Source organism: Streptomyces sp. NPDC046977 (assembly GCF_040644455.1).
Lineage (GTDB): Bacteria > Actinomycetota > Actinomycetes > Streptomycetales > Streptomycetaceae > Actinacidiphila.
The window spans coordinates 72,877-91,263 of the sequence record NZ_JBEYWO010000026.1 but is presented as its reverse complement, the minus strand read 5'-3'; the positions used below and the strand labels follow the sequence as shown (position 1 = coordinate 91,263).

13 protein-coding genes, 2 pseudogenes and 1 riboswitch are annotated in these 18,387 nt (G+C 75.1%); of the genes and pseudogenes, 11 read left to right on the top strand and 4 right to left on the bottom strand.

Features of this window, described 5'->3' with window-relative positions; all coding sequences use genetic code 11:
- Positions 1-4: 4 nt before the first annotated feature.
- Positions 5-700 (bottom strand): class II aldolase/adducin family protein, encoded by a 696-nt coding sequence (locus ABZ883_RS31895; RefSeq protein WP_360912334.1) that lies wholly within the window; start codon positions 698-700, stop codon positions 5-7.
- Positions 701-815: 115 nt separating this feature from the next.
- On the opposite strand from ABZ883_RS31895, the gene ABZ883_RS31890 reads away from it, so the two are divergent.
- From ABZ883_RS31890 to cobC, 11 genes and pseudogenes are all read left to right on the top strand, one after another.
- Positions 816-2,207 carry an FAD-dependent oxidoreductase gene (locus ABZ883_RS31890; protein WP_360912332.1) on the top strand — a complete coding sequence of 464 codons (1,392 nt, stop codon included), beginning with the start codon at positions 816-818 and terminating at the stop codon, positions 2,205-2,207.
- Positions 2,208-2,320: 113 nt separating this feature from the next.
- Positions 2,321-3,553, top strand: coding sequence for an inorganic phosphate transporter (locus ABZ883_RS31885; RefSeq protein ID WP_360912330.1), 1,233 nt, complete (start codon positions 2,321-2,323; stop codon positions 3,551-3,553).
- A 44-nt stretch (positions 3,554-3,597) separates the two neighbouring features.
- On the top strand, positions 3,598-3,813 hold the full coding sequence (locus tag ABZ883_RS31880; RefSeq protein ID WP_360912328.1) for a hypothetical protein: 216 nt from the start codon (positions 3,598-3,600) through the stop codon (positions 3,811-3,813).
- A gap of 145 nt (positions 3,814-3,958) precedes the next feature.
- A riboswitch (cobalamin riboswitch) is annotated at positions 3,959-4,088 on the top strand.
- A gap of 53 nt (positions 4,089-4,141) precedes the next feature.
- On the top strand, positions 4,142-5,137 hold the full coding sequence (locus ABZ883_RS31875) for a cobalamin biosynthesis protein (protein WP_360912451.1): 996 nt from the start codon (positions 4,142-4,144) through the stop codon (positions 5,135-5,137).
- Entirely contained in the window at positions 5,134-6,645 is a 1,512-nt protein-coding gene (locus tag ABZ883_RS31870; RefSeq protein WP_360912325.1) for a cobyric acid synthase, read from the top strand. Before ABZ883_RS31875 ends, ABZ883_RS31870 begins: the two co-directional genes overlap by 4 nt.
- Positions 6,646-6,694: 49 nt before the next feature.
- Positions 6,695-8,731: a putative cobaltochelatase gene (locus ABZ883_RS31865; RefSeq protein WP_360912323.1), complete on the top strand. Its 2,037-nt coding sequence runs from the start codon at positions 6,695-6,697 to the stop codon at positions 8,729-8,731.
- Positions 8,731-9,336, top strand: coding sequence for a cob(I)yrinic acid a,c-diamide adenosyltransferase (cobO, locus tag ABZ883_RS31860; RefSeq protein ID WP_360912320.1), 606 nt, complete (start codon positions 8,731-8,733; stop codon positions 9,334-9,336). The genes ABZ883_RS31865 and cobO overlap by 1 nt, the downstream gene beginning before the upstream one ends.
- Complete coding sequence (locus tag ABZ883_RS31855) at positions 9,330-10,688, top strand: cobyrinate a,c-diamide synthase (RefSeq protein ID WP_360912317.1); 1,359 nt, start codon at positions 9,330-9,332, stop codon at positions 10,686-10,688. The genes cobO and ABZ883_RS31855 overlap by 7 nt, the downstream gene beginning before the upstream one ends.
- Positions 10,688-11,071, top strand: a pseudogene (locus ABZ883_RS31850) (cobalamin biosynthesis protein); the annotation flags it as partial. The gene ABZ883_RS31855 and the pseudogene ABZ883_RS31850, both read left to right, overlap by 1 nt.
- A gap of 131 nt (positions 11,072-11,202) precedes the next feature.
- Positions 11,203-11,472, top strand: a pseudogene (locus tag ABZ883_RS31845) (CbiX/SirB N-terminal domain-containing protein); the annotation flags it as partial.
- Positions 11,473-11,475: 3 nt separating this feature from the next.
- Entirely contained in the window at positions 11,476-12,567 is a 1,092-nt protein-coding gene (gene cobC, locus ABZ883_RS31840; protein WP_360912448.1) for an Rv2231c family pyridoxal phosphate-dependent protein CobC, read from the top strand.
- 380 nt (positions 12,568-12,947) lie between these two features.
- On the opposite strand, the gene ABZ883_RS31835 is transcribed toward cobC, so the two are convergent.
- From ABZ883_RS31835 to ABZ883_RS31825, 3 genes are all read right to left on the bottom strand, one after another.
- The gene (locus ABZ883_RS31835; protein WP_360912314.1) at positions 12,948-15,722 is read right to left on the bottom strand and encodes an ABC transporter substrate-binding protein; all 2,775 of its coding nucleotides are present in this window, start codon (positions 15,720-15,722) and stop codon (positions 12,948-12,950) included.
- 208 nt (positions 15,723-15,930) lie between these two features.
- Positions 15,931-17,010: an SCO1860 family LAETG-anchored protein gene (locus ABZ883_RS31830; RefSeq protein ID WP_360912312.1), complete on the bottom strand. Its 1,080-nt coding sequence runs from the start codon at positions 17,008-17,010 to the stop codon at positions 15,931-15,933.
- A gap of 212 nt (positions 17,011-17,222) precedes the next feature.
- The gene (locus ABZ883_RS31825; RefSeq protein WP_360912309.1) at positions 17,223-18,299 is read right to left on the bottom strand and encodes a Hint domain-containing protein; all 1,077 of its coding nucleotides are present in this window, start codon (positions 18,297-18,299) and stop codon (positions 17,223-17,225) included.
- Positions 18,300-18,387: the final 88 nt, after the last annotated feature.

Genomic DNA, 18,387 nt, shown 5'->3' with positions numbered 1-18,387 from the left:
GGAGCTACTCGGGGCCGTCCCCGGCGCCGGACGGCTCGCCGTCGGCGCCGGGCTGCCCGTACTGGCGCAGTCTCTCGGCGACCCGGGCGAGTTCCCCCTTCGACAGCAGGGAGGGCGAGAAGCCGGCGACGGAGCGGGCGGCGAGCCAGACCTGGCACATCCACTCCAGTTGCGCGGTGCGGTCGTAGGCCTGTTCCAGGTCGTCGCCGTAGACGATGGTGCCGTGGTTGCGCAGCAGGCAGCCGGTGCGGTCGCGGAGCGCGCGCAGCACGTGGGCGGCCAGTTCCTCGCTGCCGTAGGTGGCGTAGTCGGCGACGCGGATGCGCCCGCCGAGCGCGGCGGCCATGTAGTGGATGGCGGGCAGTTCGTACAGCAGGGTGGAGACGGCGGTGGCGTGCACGGCGTGGGTGTGGACGACGGCGCCGGCGTCGGTGTTCCGGTAGATCGCCAGGTGCATGGAGAGTTCGCTGGTCGGCCGCAGCGTGCCGAGCACCTGCCGGCCGGTGAGGTCGACACCGACGGTGTCGTCGGGGCCGAGCCGGTGGTAGGGCACCCCGCTGGGGGTGACGAGGACGAGGTCGGGGGCCACCCGGACCGACACATTGCCGGACGTACCGACCACGAGCCCGTCGGCGACCGAGCGCAGCGCCGTGTCCACGAGCTCCGACCAGGCCTTGCCCACCGTGTCCTGCACCGACATCCGTGCCACCTCCGGGCGCTGATCCTGACAGGTTGGGCGTTGCCGCACGCTCCCGGGGCACAGTAGCGTCCCGGCACACCTCGGACCGATCACCCTTACGAATTGCAGGGGCACCATGACCACCGTCAACGGCGGCATCTCCTTCTGGTACGCGAAGTCCGGCCTCCCCGTGCCGCGCGAGCCGCTGCCGGGGGACACGACCGCCGACGTGTGCATCGTCGGCGGCGGCTACACCGGCCTGTGGACCGCGTACTACCTGAAGAAGACCGTGCCCTTCCTGCGGATCGTCGTCCTGGAGCAGCGCTTCTGCGGCTACGGCGCCTCCGGCCGCAACGGCGGCTGGCTCTACAACGGCATCGCCGGCCGCGACCGCTACGCCGCCCTGCACGGACGGGACTCCGCGATCGCGCTGCAGCGGGCGATGAACGACACGGTCGACGAGGTGATCCGGGCCGCGGCGGAGGAGGGCATCGACGCGGACATCCACAAGGGCGGCGTCCTGGAGGTCGCCCACTCCCCCGCCCAACTCGCCCGCCTGCGCGCCTTCCACGAGGCGGAGGTGGCCTTCGGGGAGAAGGACCGGCTGCTGCTGGGCGCCGCCGAGTCGGCCCGGCGGGTGCGGGTCGCGGGCACGGCGGGCGGCACATGGACGCCGCACGGCGCCCGCGTCCACCCGGCGAAGCTGGTGCAGGGCCTGGCGCGGGCGGTGGAGGCGCTCGGCGTGGTGATCCACGAGTCGACGCCGGTGACGGAGATCAGGCCCAAGCACGCGCTGACGCCGTACGGGAGCGTGCGGGCCCCCTATGTGCTGCGCTGCACGGAGGGCTTCACGGCGGCGCTCAAGGGCCACAAACGGTCCTGGCTGCCGATGAACTCCTCGATGATCGTGACCGAGCCGCTGCCCGCCGAGGTGTGGGACACCATCGGCTGGGAGGGCCGCGAGACGCTGGGCGACATGGCGCACGCCTACATGTACGCGCAGCGCACCGCCGACGACCGGATCGCCCTCGGCGGACGGGGCGTGCCGTACCGCTTCGGCTCGCGCACCGACAACGACGGGCGGACCCGGCCGGAGACGGTCGAGGCGCTGCGCGAGATCCTGGTGCGTTTCTTCCCGGCCGCGGGACGCGCCGGGATCGACCACGCGTGGTCGGGCGTGCTGGGTGTGCCGCGCGACTGGTGCGCGACGGTGGAGCTGGACCGTTCGACGGGGCTCGGCTGGGCGGGCGGCTATGTCGGCAGCGGCGTGGCCACGGCGAACCTGGCGGCGCGCACCCTGCGGGACCTGGTACAGCTCGACTCCGGGCAGGGGCACGGCACGGAGCTGACGGGCCTGCCGTGGGTACACCACCGCGTCCGCCGCTGGGAGCCCGAACCGCTGCGCTGGATCGGCGTGCACGGCCTGTACGCGGCCTACCGCGCCGCCGACCGCCGCGAGCAGTCCGGCCGCAGCGCCGCGACGGACGGACTGGCCCGGGCGGCCGACCGGATCGCCGGGCGTCACTAGCGGCCCGCCCCCTGAGTCACAGCACCCCCAGGCTTCCCATCGTTAACTTTCCGTTCACTCGGACTCCGTACGGTCGCCACCGCCACTGACGGATCAAACGAATGTCTGGGTACATGGAACACATCACGCTCCTGATCGGAATCGTGATTATCACCGCACTCGTGTTCGACTTCACGAACGGTTTCCACGACACCGCCAACGCGATGGCCACCACCATCTCCACTGGCGCACTGGGTCCCCGGACAGCGGTGGCGATGTCCGCGGTGCTGAACCTGGTCGGGGCGTTCCTGTCGGTGGAGGTCGCCAGGACGATCTCCGGCGGGATCCTCGACGAGACCGCGGGGATCCGGCCCGAGGTCATCTTCGCCGGGCTGGTCGGCGCGATCGTCTGGAATCTGCTGACCTGGCTGGCGGGACTCCCCTCCAGTTCGTCGCACGCCCTGTTCGGCGGCCTGATCGGCGCCTCGGTCGCCTCCGCCGGGTTCGGGGCGGTCAACGGCGACGCGGTCGTGATGAAGGTGCTCGTCCCGGCCGTCTGCGCGCCGGTCGTCGCCGGGGTCGCCGCGCTGCTGGCGACCCGCCTGACCTACCGCATCAGCCGCGGCAGCGACCCGGCCGCGACCGCCAGGGGCTACCGGGCCGGCCAGATCGCCTCGGCGGGCCTGGTCTCCCTCGCGCACGGCACGAACGACGCCCAGAAGACCATGGGCGTCATCACGCTCGCCCTCGTCACCGGCAACGTCGTCGCGCCCGACTCCGACCCGCCGCTGTGGGTCATCGGCTCGGCGGGCCTGGCCATCGCGCTCGGCACGTTCATCGGCGGCTGGCGGATCATCCGCACCATGGGCAAGGGCATCACCGACATCCAGCCGCCGCAGGGCTTCGCCGCCCAGACCGGCGCCGCGGCGGTCATCCTGGCCTCCTCGCACCTCGGCTTCTCGCTGTCCACCACCCAGGTCTGCTCCGGTTCCGTCCTGGGCGCCGGGGTGGGCCGCAAGGGCGGCGTCGTCCGCTGGAGCACCGCGGGCCGCATGGCCGCCGCCTGGGTGCTGACCCTGCCGGCCGCCGGCCTGGTCGCGGCGGGCGCCGCGCTCCTGGCCGACCAGGGCGACGCCGGCGTCACCGCCGTCGCCGTGCTGGCGCTCGCCGTGTGCGCCGCGATCCGGGTGGCCGCCCGCCGCAGGCCGGTCGACCACACCAACGTCAACGCCGACAACGTCAACGCCGGCACGGACGCCGGCTCCGGCGCCGCGGAGCCTGGCATCGTCACCGCGGCCGTCGCCGCCGTGGCGCCGCCGCCCGCGGGGCCCGCGACCGGTACCGGCCACACCAAGGCCACCGTCTGACGCCGGGCCCGCAGCCCCCACCCGTCCCGGAAGGACACAGCAGCATGCACATCGACTGGGCTGCCCTCGGCTCCGTCTTCGGCGTCAGCCTCGCCGTCACCGTCGGTCTCGTCGGCGTCTTCACCCTCGGCATCGTCGGCCTGTCCCGGCCGGCCGGCACCGGGGGCGGTCAGGGCGCCCTGGCGCGCGCGGGCGCGTACGCGTGCTTCGCGCTGTGCGCGGCGGCCGTGGCGTACGGGATCCTCCTGATCGTCGCCTGATACGCCGCCACGCGGTGTGAACTCGGCCTCAGCTCCCGGCCTTTCCGGCCGTGAGCTGGGGTTTCCGCGTTTCCGGGCCGCTACGGGGTGAGTTGACGGGCCGGATCGGCGCGTGGTGGTATCGGAACCGCCACACGGCGGCAGGAGAGGAAGTCCGGTGCGAATCCGGCGCGGTCCCGCCACTGTCACCGGGGAGCGCGCCTCCACCAGCGGCCACGGCCCGTACCACGGGCTGGAAGGCCGGGGGTGCCGCCGATCCGGGAGCCAGGAGACTCTCACCGCCGGTCACGTCGAGCCAGGGCGCGGACCCTGAGTGAGGACACCAGCGATGGGCGGCTGCCGCCGTACACCCGACGCCGGCTCTGCCGCGCCGTCGGTCTTCGCCGCCGGGGCGGCTCTCGGCTGGCTTGCCGACCTCGCCCTCGCGGACCCGCGCCGCGGGCATCCCGTCGCGGCCTTCGGGCGCGTGGCGGGCGCGCTGGAGCGCGCGTTGTGGCAGGACCACCGCGGACGGGGCGCGCTCTACACCGTGTTGTGCGCCGGGGGCGCCGCGGCGGCCGCCGCGGGGACCGCACGCGCCGTACGCCGCTCCCCCGCCGCGTCCGTGGCCCTGACCGCCGCCGCGACCTGGGCGGTGCTCGGCGGTACGTCGCTGGGGCGTGAGGCGCGGACGATCGGCGCCGCGCTGGCCGCCGGGGACACCGCGGCGGCGCGGGCCCGGCTGCCCCACCTGTGCGGGCGGGACCCGCAGGCGCTGGACGAGCGGCAGATGGCCCGGGCCGTCGTCGAGTCGGTCGCGGAGAACACCTCGGACGCCGTCGTCGGCGCCCTGGTGTGGGGCGCGTTGGGCGGCGTGCCGGGGCTCGTGGGCTTCCGCGCGGTCAACACCCTCGACGCCATGGTCGGTCACAGGTCGCCGCGGTTCCGCCGGTTCGGCTGGGCGTCGGCCCGCCTCGACGACGTCGCCGGCTTCCCCGGTGCCCGGCTGACCGCCGCGCTCGCCGTGCTGGCGGGCCCCGACCGGCGGGGCGCGTGGCGGGTCTGGCAGGCGGACGGCGGCCGGCACCCCAGCCCGAACGCCGGACCCGTCGAGGCCTCGTTCGCGGGGGCGTTGGGCGTACGGCTCGGGGGGACGCTGGCGTACGGGGGCCGGGTCGAGCACCGGCCCGTACTCGGCGCGGGCAACCGGGCGGTGGAAGTGGCGGACATCGAGCGGGCGGTGCGGTTGTCGCGGCGGGTGGGCGCGCTGGCCCTGCTGGCCACGGCCGGGGGCCGGCTGGCCTGGCACCGGCTCGCCCGCGGGAGCCGGAGGAGGAGCGCATGAGCGGCGGCGCGCTGCTGGTCGCTGGCACCACCTCGGACGCGGGCAAGAGCGTCGTGACGGCCGGCATCTGCCGCTGGCTGGCCCGCCGGGGCGTGTCCGTGGCCCCGTTCAAGGCCCAGAACATGTCGCTGAACTCGTACGTGACGCGCGAGGGCGCCGAGATCGGCCGGGCGCAGGCCATGCAGGCGCAGGCCGCGCGCGTGGAGCCGTCCGCGCTGATGAACCCGGTGCTGCTCAAGCCGGGCGGCGACCGCACGAGCCAGGTCGTGCTGATGGGCCGCCCGGTGGGCGAGATGAGCGCGCGCGGCTACCACAACGGCAGCCGCGCGGAACTGCTGGAGACCGTCACCGGCTGCCTGGAGGAGCTGCGTTCCCGCCACGACGCCGTCATCTGCGAGGGCGCGGGCAGCCCCGCCGAAATCAACCTGCGCCACGGCGACATCGTCAACATGGGCCTGGCCAGGGCCGCGCGGCTGCCGGTGGTCGTCGTCGGCGACATCGACCGCGGCGGCGTTTTCGCGTCCTTCTTCGGCACGACGGCGCTGCTGAGCCCCGAGGACCAGGAACTCGTCTGCGGCTACCTGGTCAACAAGTTCCGCGGCGACGTCTCGCTGCTGGAACCAGGGCTGGAGATGCTGAGCGGTCTGACCGGACGCCGCTTCTACGGTGTCCTGCCGTATCAGCACGGCCTCGGTATCGACGAGGAGGACGGACTGCGGCTGTCGCTGCGCGGCACCGTACGGGAGTCCGACTCGGCGCCGCCGCACGGCGAGGACGTGCTGCGGGTCGCCGTCGCCGCGGTCCCCCTGATGTCCAACTTCACCGACGTCGACGCCCTAGCGGCCGAACCCGGCGTCGTCGTGCGCTTCGTCGACCGGCCCGAGGAACTCGCGGACGCCGACCTGGTCGTGCTGCCCGGGACCCGGGGAACGGTCAAGGCGCTGGAGTGGCTGCGCCGGCGCGGGCTGGCCGACGCGGTCGTGCGGCGTGCCGCGGAAGGCCGTCCGGTGCTCGGAATCTGCGGCGGCTTCCAGATGCTGGGCGAGACGATCGACGACCCCGTCGAGTCGCGGGCCGGTCTCGTACCGGGGCTCGGCCTGCTGCCGGTCCGGGTGCGCTTCGCGCCCGGCAAGACCCTGGCCCGGCCGTCCGGCACGGCCTGGGGGGAGACCGTCGAGGGGTACGAGATCCACCACGGCGTCGCCGACGTCCGCGGCGGCGACGAACCGTTCCTCGACGGCTGCCGCACCGGCGCCGTCTGGGGCACCCACTGGCACGGCTCCCTGGAGAGCGACGGCTTCCGCCGCGCCTTCCTGCGCCGCGTCGCCGAGGCCGCGGGGCGGCGCTTCGTCCCGGCGCCGGACACGGCGTTCGCGGCGCTGCGCGAGGAGCAGCTCGACCGGCTCGGCGACCTGATCGAGGAGCACGCCGACACCGACGCCCTGCTCCGCCTCATCGACTCCGGGCCCCCGCCCGGTCTCCCCTTCGTCCCCCCGGGTGCGCCGTGACGTCCGTACCCGGTCCGTACCCGGTCCGTGCCAACGAGGAGGCAGCCGCGTGAGCACCCCCTACCCCTTCACCGCGATCGTCGGGATGGAGGACCTGCGGCTGGCGCTGCTGCTGAACGCGGTGAGTCCGGCCGTGGGCGGCGTGCTGGTGCGCGGCGAGAAGGGCACCGCGAAGTCCACGGCCGTGCGGGCGCTGGCGGCGCTCATGCCGCGGGTGGACGTGGTCGCGGGCTGCCGCTTCAGCTGCGATCCGGCGGCGCCGGACCCCGCGTGCCCCGACGGACCGCATCCGGCGGGGGCGCAGCCGGCGTCGCGGCCGGCGCGGATGGTGGAGCTGCCGGTGGGCGCGTCCGAGGACCGCCTGGTCGGGGCGCTGGACATCGAACGGGCCCTGGCGGAGGGCGTGAAGGCCTTCGAGCCGGGCCTGCTGGCCGACGCGCACCGCGGGGTGCTGTACGTGGACGAGGTGAACCTGCTCCACGACCACCTGGTCGACCTGCTGCTGGACGCCGCCGCGATGGGCGCGTCCTACGTCGAGCGGGAGGGCGTCTCGGTGCGCCATGCCGCGCGGTTCCTGCTCGTGGGCACGATGAACCCCGAGGAGGGCGAACTGCGCCCGCAGTTGCTGGACCGCTTCGGGCTGACCGTGGAGGTCCGGGCGTCGCGGGAGACCGACGAGCGGGTGGAGGTCGTGCGGCGCCGGCTGGCGTACGACGAGGACCCGGCGGCGTTCGCCGCCAAGTGGGAGGCCGAGGAGGGCGCGCTGCGGGCGCGGATCGCCGCGGCACGGGAACTGCTGCCCTCGGTCCGCCTCGGGGACGGCTCGCTGCGCCAGATAGCCGCGACGTGCGCCGCCTTCGAAGTGGACGGCATGCGCGCGGACATCGTCATGGCCCGCACCGCGACCGCGCTGGCCGCCTGGGCGGGCCGCACCGAGGTGACCGACGCGGACGTGCGCCAGGCCGCCCTGCTCGCGCTGCCGCACCGCAGGCGCCGCAACCCCTTCGACGCGCCGGGCATGGACGAGGACAAGCTCGACGAGACGCTGGAGCAGCACCGCGGCGGGGACGACGAACCCGAGCCCGACCCCGACCCGGACCCCGATCCGGACGGCGACGGTGGCGGCGACAACGGCGACGGCGGTCCCGGCGAGGGCGGCCGGCCGCCCCGGGACGACAACGGCGGCCCGTCGCAGGCTCCTTCGGACACCGCTCCCGACAGCACCGCCGGTGCCCCGCCCGGCGCCGGTGCGCCCGGCGAGCAGGCCGCGGTGCCCTCGGCGGAGCCGTTCGCGGCCCGCGCGCTGACCGTGCCGGGCCTCGGCGAGGGCGCCGCGGGGCGCCGGTCCCGGGCCCGCAGCGCGCACGGCAGGACCACCGGCGCCCGGCAGCCGCGGGGCACGCTGACCAAGCTGCACCTGGCCGCGACCGTGCAGGCCGCCGCCCCGCACCAGCGGGCCCGCGGCCGCGGCGGACCGGGGCTGGTGATCCGCCGGGACGACCTGCGCGAGGCGGTGCGCGAGGGCCGCGAGGGCAACCTCGTGCTGTTCGTGGTCGACGCGTCCGGCTCGATGGCGGCCCGGCGGCGCATGGGCGCGGTCAAGGGCGCGGTGCTGTCGCTGCTGCTGGACGCGTACCAGCGGCGCGACAAGGTCGGGCTGATCACCTTCCGCGGCACGGGGGCCGAACTGGCCCTGCCGCCGACCTCGTCGGTGGACGCGGGCGCGGCGCGCCTGGAGAAGCTGCCCACGGGCGGCCGCACCCCGCTGGCGGCCGGGCTCCTCAAGGCGCACGAGGTGCTGCGCGTGGAGCGGCTGCGGGACGCCGCGCGCCGCCCGCTGCTGGTCGTCGTCACCGACGGCCGGGCGACCGGCGGCCCCGAGCCGCTGCCCCTGGCGGCGCGGGCCGCCCGCCTGCTGGCCGCCGGCGGCGTCGCGTCGGTCGTCGTCGACTGCGAGACCGGGCCGGTGCGGCTGGGTCTGGCGGGCGTACTGGCGCGTGAACTGCACGGCACCGCCGTGACGTTGGACGAGCTGCGCGCGGACAGCGTCGCGGCACTGGTGCGGGACGTACGGAGGGCCGCGTAATGCCACAGGGACAGCCGAGCGTCGTGCCGGAGGACGGGCTGACCACGCGCCAGCGCCGCAACCGGCCGCTGGTGATGGTGCACACCGGCACCGGCAAGGGGAAGTCGACGGCGGCCTTCGGCCTCGCGCTGCGGGCGTGGAACCAGGGCTGGCCGGTCGGAGTGTTCCAGTTCGTCAAGTCGGCGAAGTGGAAGGTCGGCGAGGAGCGGGCACTGCGCGTCCTCGGCGCCTCCGGCGAGGGCGGCAGCGTCGCCTGGCACAAGATGGGCGAGGGCTGGAGCTGGTTGCAGCGGGACGCCGACGACGTCACCGCGAGCGAGGACGCCGCCCGCGAGGGCTGGGAGCAGATCAAGCGCGACCTGGCCGCCGAGACCTACCGGCTCTACGTGCTGGACGAGTTCGCCTACCCCCTGCACTGGGGGTGGATCGACACCGAGGAGGTGGTGTCGGTGCTGCGCGACCGTCCCGGCACCCAGCACGTCGTGATCACCGGCCGCAACGCCCCGCAGCCGCTGCTGGACTTCGCGGACCTGGTCACCGAGATGGGCAAGGTCAAGCACCCGATGGACGCCGGCCAGAAGGGCCAGAAGGGCATCGAGTGGTAGCCAGGCTCGTCGTCGCCGCCCCCGCGTCGGGCAGCGGCAAGACCACCGTCGCCACCGGGCTGATGGCCGCCTTCGCGGAGGCCGGGCTCGCCGTCTCCCCGCACAAGGTGGGCCCGGACTACATCGACCCCGGCTACCACGCGCTGGCCACCGGCCGCCCGGGCCGCAACCTCGACGCGTACATGTGCGGCCCGGAGCGGATCGCGCCGCTGTTCCTGCACGGCGCGCGCGGGGCCGATCTCGCGGTCGTGGAGGGCGTGATGGGGCTCTTCGACGGGGCCTCGGGGATGGGCGAGCTGGCGTCCACCGCGCACGTGGCGAAACTGCTGCGGGCGCCGGTGGTGCTGGTGGTGGACGCCTCCTCGCAGTCCCGCTCGGTGGCCGCGCTGGTGCACGGCTTCGCCTCCTGGGACCCGGAGGTCCGGGTCGCGGGCGTCATCCTCAACAAGGTCGGCTCGGACCGCCACGAGGAGCTGCTGCGCGACGCGCTGGACGGCGCGGGCGTGCCCGTGCTCGGCGCGCTGCGCCGGGACGCCGCGGTCGGCACGCCGTCGCGGCACCTGGGGCTGGTGCCGGTGGCCGAACGGCGCGCGGACGCCGTCGAGGCGGTGCGCACCCTGGCGGCCCGGGTGCGCGCGGGCTGCGACCTGGACGCGCTGCTGGCGCTGGCCCGCAGCGCGCCGCCACTCGCCGACGAGCCCTGGGACCCCGAAGCGGCGGCCGGTCCCGCGGCACCGGGCACGCGGCCCACGGTCGCCGTCGCCGGCGGGGCCGCCTTCACCTTCTCCTACGCCGAGCACGTCGAACTGCTCACCGCCGCCGGGGCGGAGGTCGTCACCTTCGACCCGCTGCGCGACGAGCGGCTGCCGGACGGCGCGGCGGGGCTGGTCATAGGCGGCGGCTTCCCGGAGATGCACGCGCCCGAGCTGTCCGCCAACGCGCCGCTGCGCGCGGCCGTCGCGGCCTTCCCCGGCCCGCTGACCGCGGAGTGCGCGGGGCTGCTGTACCTGGCGCGCGAACTCGACGGACGTCCCATGTGCGGGGTCCTGGACGCGACGGCCCGGATGTCGCAGCGGCTGACGCTGGGCTACCGCGAGGCGGTCGCGGTGGCGGACAACGTGCTGGCGGCGGCCGGGACGCGGGTGCGGGGGCACGAGTTCCACCGCACGGTCGTCGAACCCGGCGCGGGCGCCGTCCCGGCCTGGGGGTTCACCCGGCCCGAGCGGAGGGTCGAGGGCTTCGTGCGGGGCGGCGTCCACGCGTCGTACCTCCATGTGCACTGGGCCGCCGAGCCGTCCCTGGCACGGCGGTTCGTCGCGGCCTGCGCCGGCGGGGGCGGCGCGCCCGCGTGACCCTGGTCGTGGGCGTCGGCGCCGCCCGGGGTGTCCCGGCGGGCGAACTGCTGGCGCTCGTCACGCGGGTGCTGGCCGCGGCGGGCGCCGGGAGTGCGCGCCCGGCCGCACTGGCCACACTCGACACCCGGGCGCACGAGCCGGGGATCGTGGCGGCCGCCGGGGCGCTGGGCGTGCCCCTGCTGGTGTACGACGCCGATACGCTGGCCGCCGTGGATGTGCCGACGCCCTCCGGAGCCGCGCTGGCCGCCGTGGGCACGCCGTCCGTGGCCGAGGCGGCGGCGCTCGCCGCGGCGCCCGGCGGCGAACTGCTCGTCCCGAAGACGAAGTCCGTGCCCGGCGGCGGGGGCACGGCCCGGGCGACGGCCGCGGTGGCGCGCCGCCGTCGCCCCGCGGCAGGCACCAGCGAGGAGACAGCACCTTGAGCATCCCGCCCGAGGACGTACTGGAGCGGCGCGTCGAGCAGGCGCTGGGCGGCGGGCGCCGGGCACCGCAGGACCGGGACGGCACCTGGGTGCTGCTCGTCGCCGCCGGGTCCCCGGAGCCGGTGGAGAACGCCGAGGCCGTACGGGCGGCCCGCCTGCTGTGGGAGGGGCGCGGCTACGCGGGCGTGGAGACCGCCTTCGTCAGCGAGGCGGTTCCCGACGTGCCGGCCGGGCTGGACCGGTGCCGGCGGCTGGGGGCGCGGCGGGTCGTCGTGCTGCCCGCCGTCCCGGTCGACGGGGACGCGGCCCGGCGCGCGCGGCAGCAGGCGGAGGGCTGGGCGGAGGCGCACCCCGGGCTCGACGTGCGCTGGGCGGGCGCGCACCCCGCGGAGTCCGCGGCCGAACCCGACGACGGCCACGACCTGCGCCACCACGGCGACGCCGAGGTGCGCGACGACGGCGGGGCGCTCACCGACCTGGCCGTCAACGTGCGTACCGGCACGCCGCCGGCCTGGCTGCGCGAACACCTCACCGCCGCCCTGGGCGGCCTGGCCGCCTACCCCGACGGGCGGGCCGCGCGCCGGGCCGTGGCGGCGCGGCACGGCAGGCCGCCGGAGGAGGTGCTGCTCACCGCGGGCGCGGCGGAGGCCTTCGTCCTGCTGGCCCGGTCGCTCGGGGCCCGCCATCCGGCCGTGGTGCACCCGCAGTTCACCGAGCCGGAGGCGGCGCTCAGGGACGCCGGGCACAGCGTCCACCGGGTGCTGCTGACCGAGGGGAACGGGTTCCGGCTGGACGCGGACGCCGTGCCCGCGCGGGCGGACCTCGTGGTGCTGGGCAATCCCACGAACCCCACCTCGGTCCTGCACCCCGCCGAGGAGATCGCGCGCCTGGCGCGTCCCGGCCGCACCCTGGTGGTGGACGAGGCGTTCATGGACGCGGTGCCCGGCGAGTACGAGTCGCTGGCCGGCCGCCGCGACATCCCGGGGCTGCTGGTGCTGCGCAGCCTCACCAAGACGTGGGGGCTGGCGGGACTGCGGGTGGGCTACGTCCTGGGCGACCGGGAGCGCGTCGCGGCGCTGGAGCGGGCGCAGCCGCTGTGGCCGGTGTCCTCGCCCGGCCTGGCGGCGATCGAGGCGTGCTGCGCGCCGGCCGCGCTCGCCGAGGCGGAACGGGCCGCGCGTGAGGTCGCCGTCGACCGGGGCCATCTGCTCGCCCGGCTGGCCGAGTTCGAGGGCCTCGAGGTGGCGGGCCCTGCGCTGGGCCCCTTCGTACTGGTACGGCTGCCAGGGGCGGCCGCGGTGCGCGAGCGCCTGCGGGACCTGGGCTTCGCCGCGCGCCGCGCGGACACCTTCCCCGGCCTGGGCCCGGACTGGCTCCGGCTCGCGGTACGCGACCGCGAGACCACGGACCGCTTCGCGGTGGCACTGGCGAAGGCCGTCGCGCTCGGTTCCTGACGTCGGGCACCTGGAATGCGGCTGCGCAAACGGCGCTTCACCGCGCGCCCCGCGGACACCTCCCCCAACCCGGGCCCGGGACCCGCTCCGGCTCGCCGTACGCGACCGCGAAACCACCGACCGCTTCGCGGTCGCACTCGCGAAGGCATGCCGAGCAACTGCAGTGCGGCCGCCGGGACCGCTGCGGGACCCGGGCCTCGCCGCGCGCCGCGCGGAAAGGGAATCGCACTCGGTCCCTGACGCCGACCACCTGGAACGCGGCTGCGCAAACGGCGCTTCACCGCGCGCCGCGCGGACACCTCCCCCGGCCCGGGCCCGGGACCCGCTCCGGCAGGCGGTACGCGACCGCGAAACCACGGACCGCTTCGCGGTGGCACTGTTCAGTCCCTGACGCCGAGCGCCTGGAGGTCGACGCCGCCCAGAGCCGGGTGGACGTACGCGTTGGTCAGGCGTGCGGAGCGGTAGTTGAGCCGCCGGTCGTAGAGGAAGGGCAGCAGGGTGCCGCGGTCCTGGGCGGTGGAGTCGACCGTCCGCCACAGGTTGTCGGCGGCGTTGCGGTCGGTCGTGCCGTCGGCCTCGTCCATCAGGCTGTTGAGCTCGCGGTCGTCCAGCGCCGCGTAGTTGCTGGGGCTGCCGGGCAGCAGCAGGGGCCGCAGGAAGCCGGCCGGGGACGGCCAGTCGGACTGCCAGGTGATCAGCACGATGCCCCAGCCCTTGGCCTTGAGCTGCTTCTGGTCGGCGAGCACGGGGTAGTAGTCCGCGGGTTCGGGCGTCTCGACCGTGGCCTTGACGCCGATCGCGGCGAGCTGATCGCGCAGCGACTCGGCGGCCTTGCGGGCGCGCGGATCGCTGCCGGAGGCGGCAATGACGGTGCTGAACCCCTTGGCGCGACCGCACTCGCCCGGGAAGCGCCTTGCCTGCTCGGGGTAGCTGCCGCCGGTCGCGGTGCCGTAGGTGTCCAGGTGCCGGTCGTAGCCGCCGACGGTGGGCGGCAGCATGCCGCCCGCGATGTCGCCGGCGTCCTCGCCGCCGAAGGCGGCGCGCAGGGCGCGCCGGTCGGTGGCGTACTGCACGGCCCAGCGGCAGCGGTAGTCGTCGAAGGGCGGCACGGCGGTCTGCAGCGAGAAGTAGCGCACGCCGCCGGTCGTGACGAGGTCGGCGCGGGACTTCAGGGTGCCGTCGGCGAGGATCTTCGTGCGGGCGGCGTCCTGCACCCCGGTCTGGGCGGCATCGAGGTCGGCGGTGCCGTCGAGCAGGGCGGCGTCCACAGCCGCGGCGTCGGGGACGATCGTCAGCTCGACGGTGTCGGGCAGGGCGGTGCGTATGGAGTCGGTCGAGGCGTCCCACCGGTCGTTGCGGACGAGTTCGAGCCCCTTGGCGGCGTCGTAGGAGGCGATCCGGTAGGGGCCGCTGGCGACGGGCCGCTTCTCGTATTCCGCCTTGGTGTCCTTCGCCCTGGGCACGGGCGAGGACATGGGCAGGGCGAGCACGTACGGGAAGTCGGCGAAGGGCGCGTCGAGGTGGAAGACGATCGTGCGGTTGTCGGGGGTGTCGACGCTCTTCAGGCCGAGCCGGTCCGGGTCGGTGTCCTTGTAGGGGCCGGGGTAGTCCTGGCCCTGGTCGAGCAGGTCGCGCAGATGCGTGGGGCCGCCGGTGTACAGGTCGGTCGCGAAGGTGCGCTCGATGCCGTACTTGACGTCCTCGGAGGTGATGGGCGTGCCGTCCTCGAAGGCGATTCCCTGCTTGAGGGTGTACGTGTACGTGCGGCCGCCGTCCGAGATCCGCCCGGTGGAGGTGGCGAGATCCGGGGCGAGGCGGGTGCCCGCGGCCCCGGGCTGCGGGGCGAAGTCCACGAGCTTGCGCAGGTAGAGCCGGCCCAGGTTCCACACCAGCGGCGAGTAGGTGCGGGCCGGGTCGAGGGAGTCCGGGGCGTAGGCGGAGACCAGCCGCAGGGTGCCGCCCTTGGCCGACGAGGGGCTGACCGCGCCGGTGAGCGCCCCGTTGTAGCCGCTGGTGGACTTCCGGGCGGTGATCAGGTCGTGGGCGACGGGTGTGGTCGGGTCCTTCTTCTTGTCGTCGCCGAAGGGGTTCACGACGACGGCCACGGTGATCAGCACGGCGAGGACGGCGGCGCCGGCCGCGGCGACGACACCGAAGCGGCGGCGCGGCACCCGCGGAGCGGACAGGGGCGTTGTCGACCCGGAGTCCCAGGCGGGGCGCTGCGCGGGGGCGGCGGCCCAGGGTCCGTACGACGGGGGGTTGTAGGCGGGGTGCTGCGGCGCCGGGGCCGGCCGCGGCGGCGGGGGCAGCGCGAGCGGTGCGGTCGGCGGGGTGCGGGAGGCGAGCCAGCCGGTCAGCCGGTCCTTCATCTGGCGGGCGCTCTGCGGGCGCAGCGCCGGGTTCTTGGACAGCGCGGACAGCACGATCGCGTCCAGCGCGGGCGGCACCGACGGGTTGCGCGCGGAGGGCGGCGGAGGGGTCTGGTGGACGTGGGCGTACATCACGCCCAGCGGGGTGGCGCCCCCGAACGGCACGGCGCCGGTGAGGAGTTCGGTGAGCATGCAGCCGACCGCGTACAGGTCGCTGCGGGCGTCGACGGCGTCGCCCGCGCACTGCTCGGGGGCCATGTAGCCGGGGGTGCCGATCGCGGAGCCGGTGCCGGTCAGGCCGGTGAGGGAGTGCACGACGCGCGCGATGCCGAAGTCGGCGACCTTGACCGCTCCCCCCGTGGTGATCAGCACATTGGAGGGCTTCACGTCCCGGTGCACCAGGCCGCGGTCGTGGGCGTGCGCGAGGGCGTCGAGGATGTCGCAGGTGATGCGGACGGCCCGCTCGATCTCCATCGGGGCCTGGGCGCGGGCGAGTTCGGACAGGGTCCGGCCCTCGATGTGCTCCATGACGAGGAAGGGGACGACCGCGTCCTCCGTGGTGATCTCGTCCTGATCGTGGACGGTCACGATGCCCGGGTGGTTGAGGCCGGCGGCGGCCCTCGCCTCGCGGGCGAAGCGGCGGCGGGCCTCGGGGTCGCGCGCCAGTTCCGGCAGCAGCGTCTTGACGGCGACGGTGCGGCCCAGACGTGTGTCGTAGGCGAGATGGACCCGGGCCATCCCCCCGGACCCGAGCAGCGCCCGGATCTCGTACCGTCCCCCGAACATGAGACCCCCCGGCCCCGTCCGCGGCGGGCGCGCGGACACTCCTCATCAGGGTAGTGGAAACACCCTTTTTGAGACGCCGGACGTATGCCCCTGTGGACAACGGCCGCGGAGGGCGGCTGCGGGCACTCGGCACAAGCCGCCCGTCGCCGCCCTCCGCGGACCTCTCCCCCCTCGACCCCCGAACCGCCCCCGGGGTCACCCGGACCCGTCAGTCCCGGGTGTTCTGGGTCGCCGTCCTGCGGCGGGTCATGCGGATCACGGCGAATCCGGCGGCGAAGAGCAGGACCGAACCGCCCGCGAGCCAGGGCGTCGTACTGCTGCTGCCGGTCTCGGCGAGGTCACCGGCCGCGGCCTGGACGGACGGGGCGGCGCCGGGCGACACGGCCGCGTTCACCGGCTCGGCGGTCGCGCTCGGCTGCGCCGACGTGCCGGGCTTCGCCGACGTGTCACTGGTCTGCGGCGTGGGCGTCGCGCTTGCGTCGTCGTCGCCGCCGTCGTCGCCGCCGCCGTCACCGGGCTTGCCGCCGCCGTGACCGCCGCCATGGTGATCGCCGTCGTGGCCGCCGCCGCCCCGGCCCGGTGTCTCGCAGGTGGCCTGCACCAGCGTGACCGTGCCCTTGACGTCGGCGACGTTCAGCTTGAGCGGGTTGATGGAGACGGTGAGTTCCAGGGCGGTGGCCGCGGCCGTGCGCGAGGTGACGGTCTTCTCGGCGAGGTCGAGCCGGACCTCGCCGACGCCGCCCACCTTCACCTCGGTGGGACCGACCGCGGAGACCCGGACGCGCTTGCCGAGCACGGTGACCCAGCCCGGCATCTCGACATCGGCGACCGGACGTTCGCCGGTCTCGCAGGTGGCACGGGAGGTGATGGCGTCGGCCTTGACGAGCCCGATGAGCGGCAGTCCGGGGACATGGACGCGCGCGTTGACGAGGTTGGCGTACCCCTCCGCCTTGCGGCGGTCGACGGTGGCCCGGGCGGTGGCGACATCGGCCCGCAGGACGCTGAACGGGCGTCCGTGGTCGACGCCGTCGAGGGTCGCGGTGAGCGCGGTCTTGTCGGCGCTCGCGGGTGCCTGGACCTCGTTGAGCGTGAGGTTCAGCGGCACGTCGACGGTCTTGTTGAGCAGGGACACGTCCAGGCCGGTCCGCAGGACGACGGCACCGGCCTTGCCGGGTCCGCCGTGCGACCCCCCGGTGGCCGCGGCCGGGGATGCCGGCCCGAGCGCTATGGCGCCCGCCGCCAGCGCGACGGCGGCCCCCAGCGAGGCAGCCGAGCGGCGTGCGGGCATGCTGAAGGGAGAGCTGTACAAAGTGGAAAACCCCCAACTGGTCATGGAGTCGCCACGGCGCCGCTGAAGGGGACAGCGCGCTCGCCGGGCGACCTCGACCCCGTAATGATTTACGTACAGAGAGTGAACCGGCACCGTCCTGACGCCGGTTCACTCCAAAGGGTGGTTTTCGTCCTCGTATTCGAACCTTCAGGCACGTACGTTCCCGTGTGTCACACCTGCGCCCTCGCGTATTCGAGCAGCTTCGCGAAGTCCAACGCCCCGGGGTCACCATGGGTGTTGTGGCAGAGCAGCCCCGCAGCCACATATGTGCGGGTCGACGTCGACAGGGACGCGATCGGCTGCTCGCCCACCGGCTCCGCGCCCAGTACCTCCGCCTCGCCGGTCGCCCCGGCCACGGCGGCGCCCTCCCAGCGGGACGGCACGACGGGCCCGGCGCGGACGATCCGGTGCTTGCCCGGGGTGAGTTCGCGGCTCGCCGCCCAGGTGTCGCCGTGCGGCTGCCGGACCAGCCAGGGGTGGTCGGCGGTCGCGAGCACCTCGCCGGCGGAGGTGGTGATCCGCCAGCACTCCTTCCTGGCGGGGACGTTGCGGGTGACCACCCCGTGGCGCAGCAGCCTGGGCTCGCCCTCCTCGTCGAAGGAGGCGATCCGGTCCCCCACGCGCAGGTCCGCCGCGCGCGCCAGGTCCCCGTCGGCGCGCAGCACCGGGGTGTCGGGGTGCACGCAGTTCTCCGGCACGTGCTGGTGCCCGCAGATGCCGTTGAAGGCGTTCCACTGGCGTGCCGTCATCCGCTGGCCGCCCGCGCTGCCGTAGGACCTGGGGTAGGGCAGCCACACCTTCGGGCCGCTCAGGGGCACGTCGTGCTCGGTGTTCATCCAGGCGAGGAAGCGCGCGAGGTCACGCAGCGCCCACTGCGGCGCCTTGGGCCAGTACACATGGGCGGGGGTGCTGCCCCAGTCGTCGTGGGTCTCGGGGTCGCAGGTGCCGACGAGTTCCACCTGGCACACGTTGAGGGTGTTGGTCTCCACGCCGCCGGGCCGGTTGACCAGGGCGCGGGAGGAGATGTCGATGTCGAAGTGCTGGTACCAGACCAGCTTCTGGTTGGCGAAGTCCGGCTGGGCGGTCAGGTTGGGGGCGCTGGAGCCCTCGTCGTAGGAGGGCACCGACCTGCCCTCGGTGGTGTGCAGCACGACGGCGTTGACCTCCATCACGTCCCCGCCGTAGCCGTCCTGGTACCAGTACCTGCGCGATGCCCCCGGATATTTCTGCGGTCCCTGCCTGGTCATGGTGCTCCCCGTCCCGTCGTGCGGATTCGGCCGGTCGAACCGATCGCAACACGCCGCGGGGGGCCGGGCACGCCGATCCGGGCAGAAT

Bases quoted from the DNA above. Each gene is read 5' to 3' on its own strand.
- ABZ883_RS31825 (WP_360912309.1), bottom strand. From the start codon at position 18,299: ATGACCAGGCAGGGACCGCAGAAATATCCGGGGGCATCGCGCAGGTAC.
- ABZ883_RS31875 (WP_360912451.1), top strand. From the start codon at position 4,142: ATGGGCGGCTGCCGCCGTACACCCGACGCCGGCTCTGCCGCGCCGTCG.
- ABZ883_RS31870 (WP_360912325.1), top strand. From the start codon at position 5,134: ATGAGCGGCGGCGCGCTGCTGGTCGCTGGCACCACCTCGGACGCGGGC.
- ABZ883_RS31880 (WP_360912328.1), top strand. From the start codon at position 3,598: ATGCACATCGACTGGGCTGCCCTCGGCTCCGTCTTCGGCGTCAGCCTC.
- ABZ883_RS31885 (WP_360912330.1), top strand. From the start codon at position 2,321: ATGGAACACATCACGCTCCTGATCGGAATCGTGATTATCACCGCACTC.
- ABZ883_RS31830 (WP_360912312.1), bottom strand. From the start codon at position 17,010: ATGCCCGCACGCCGCTCGGCTGCCTCGCTGGGGGCCGCCGTCGCGCTG.
- ABZ883_RS31895 (WP_360912334.1), bottom strand. From the start codon at position 700: ATGTCGGTGCAGGACACGGTGGGCAAGGCCTGGTCGGAGCTCGTGGAC.
- ABZ883_RS31835 (WP_360912314.1), bottom strand. From the start codon at position 15,722: ATGTTCGGGGGACGGTACGAGATCCGGGCGCTGCTCGGGTCCGGGGGG.
- ABZ883_RS31890 (WP_360912332.1), top strand. From the start codon at position 816: ATGACCACCGTCAACGGCGGCATCTCCTTCTGGTACGCGAAGTCCGGC.
- cobO (WP_360912320.1), top strand. From the start codon at position 8,731: ATGCCACAGGGACAGCCGAGCGTCGTGCCGGAGGACGGGCTGACCACG.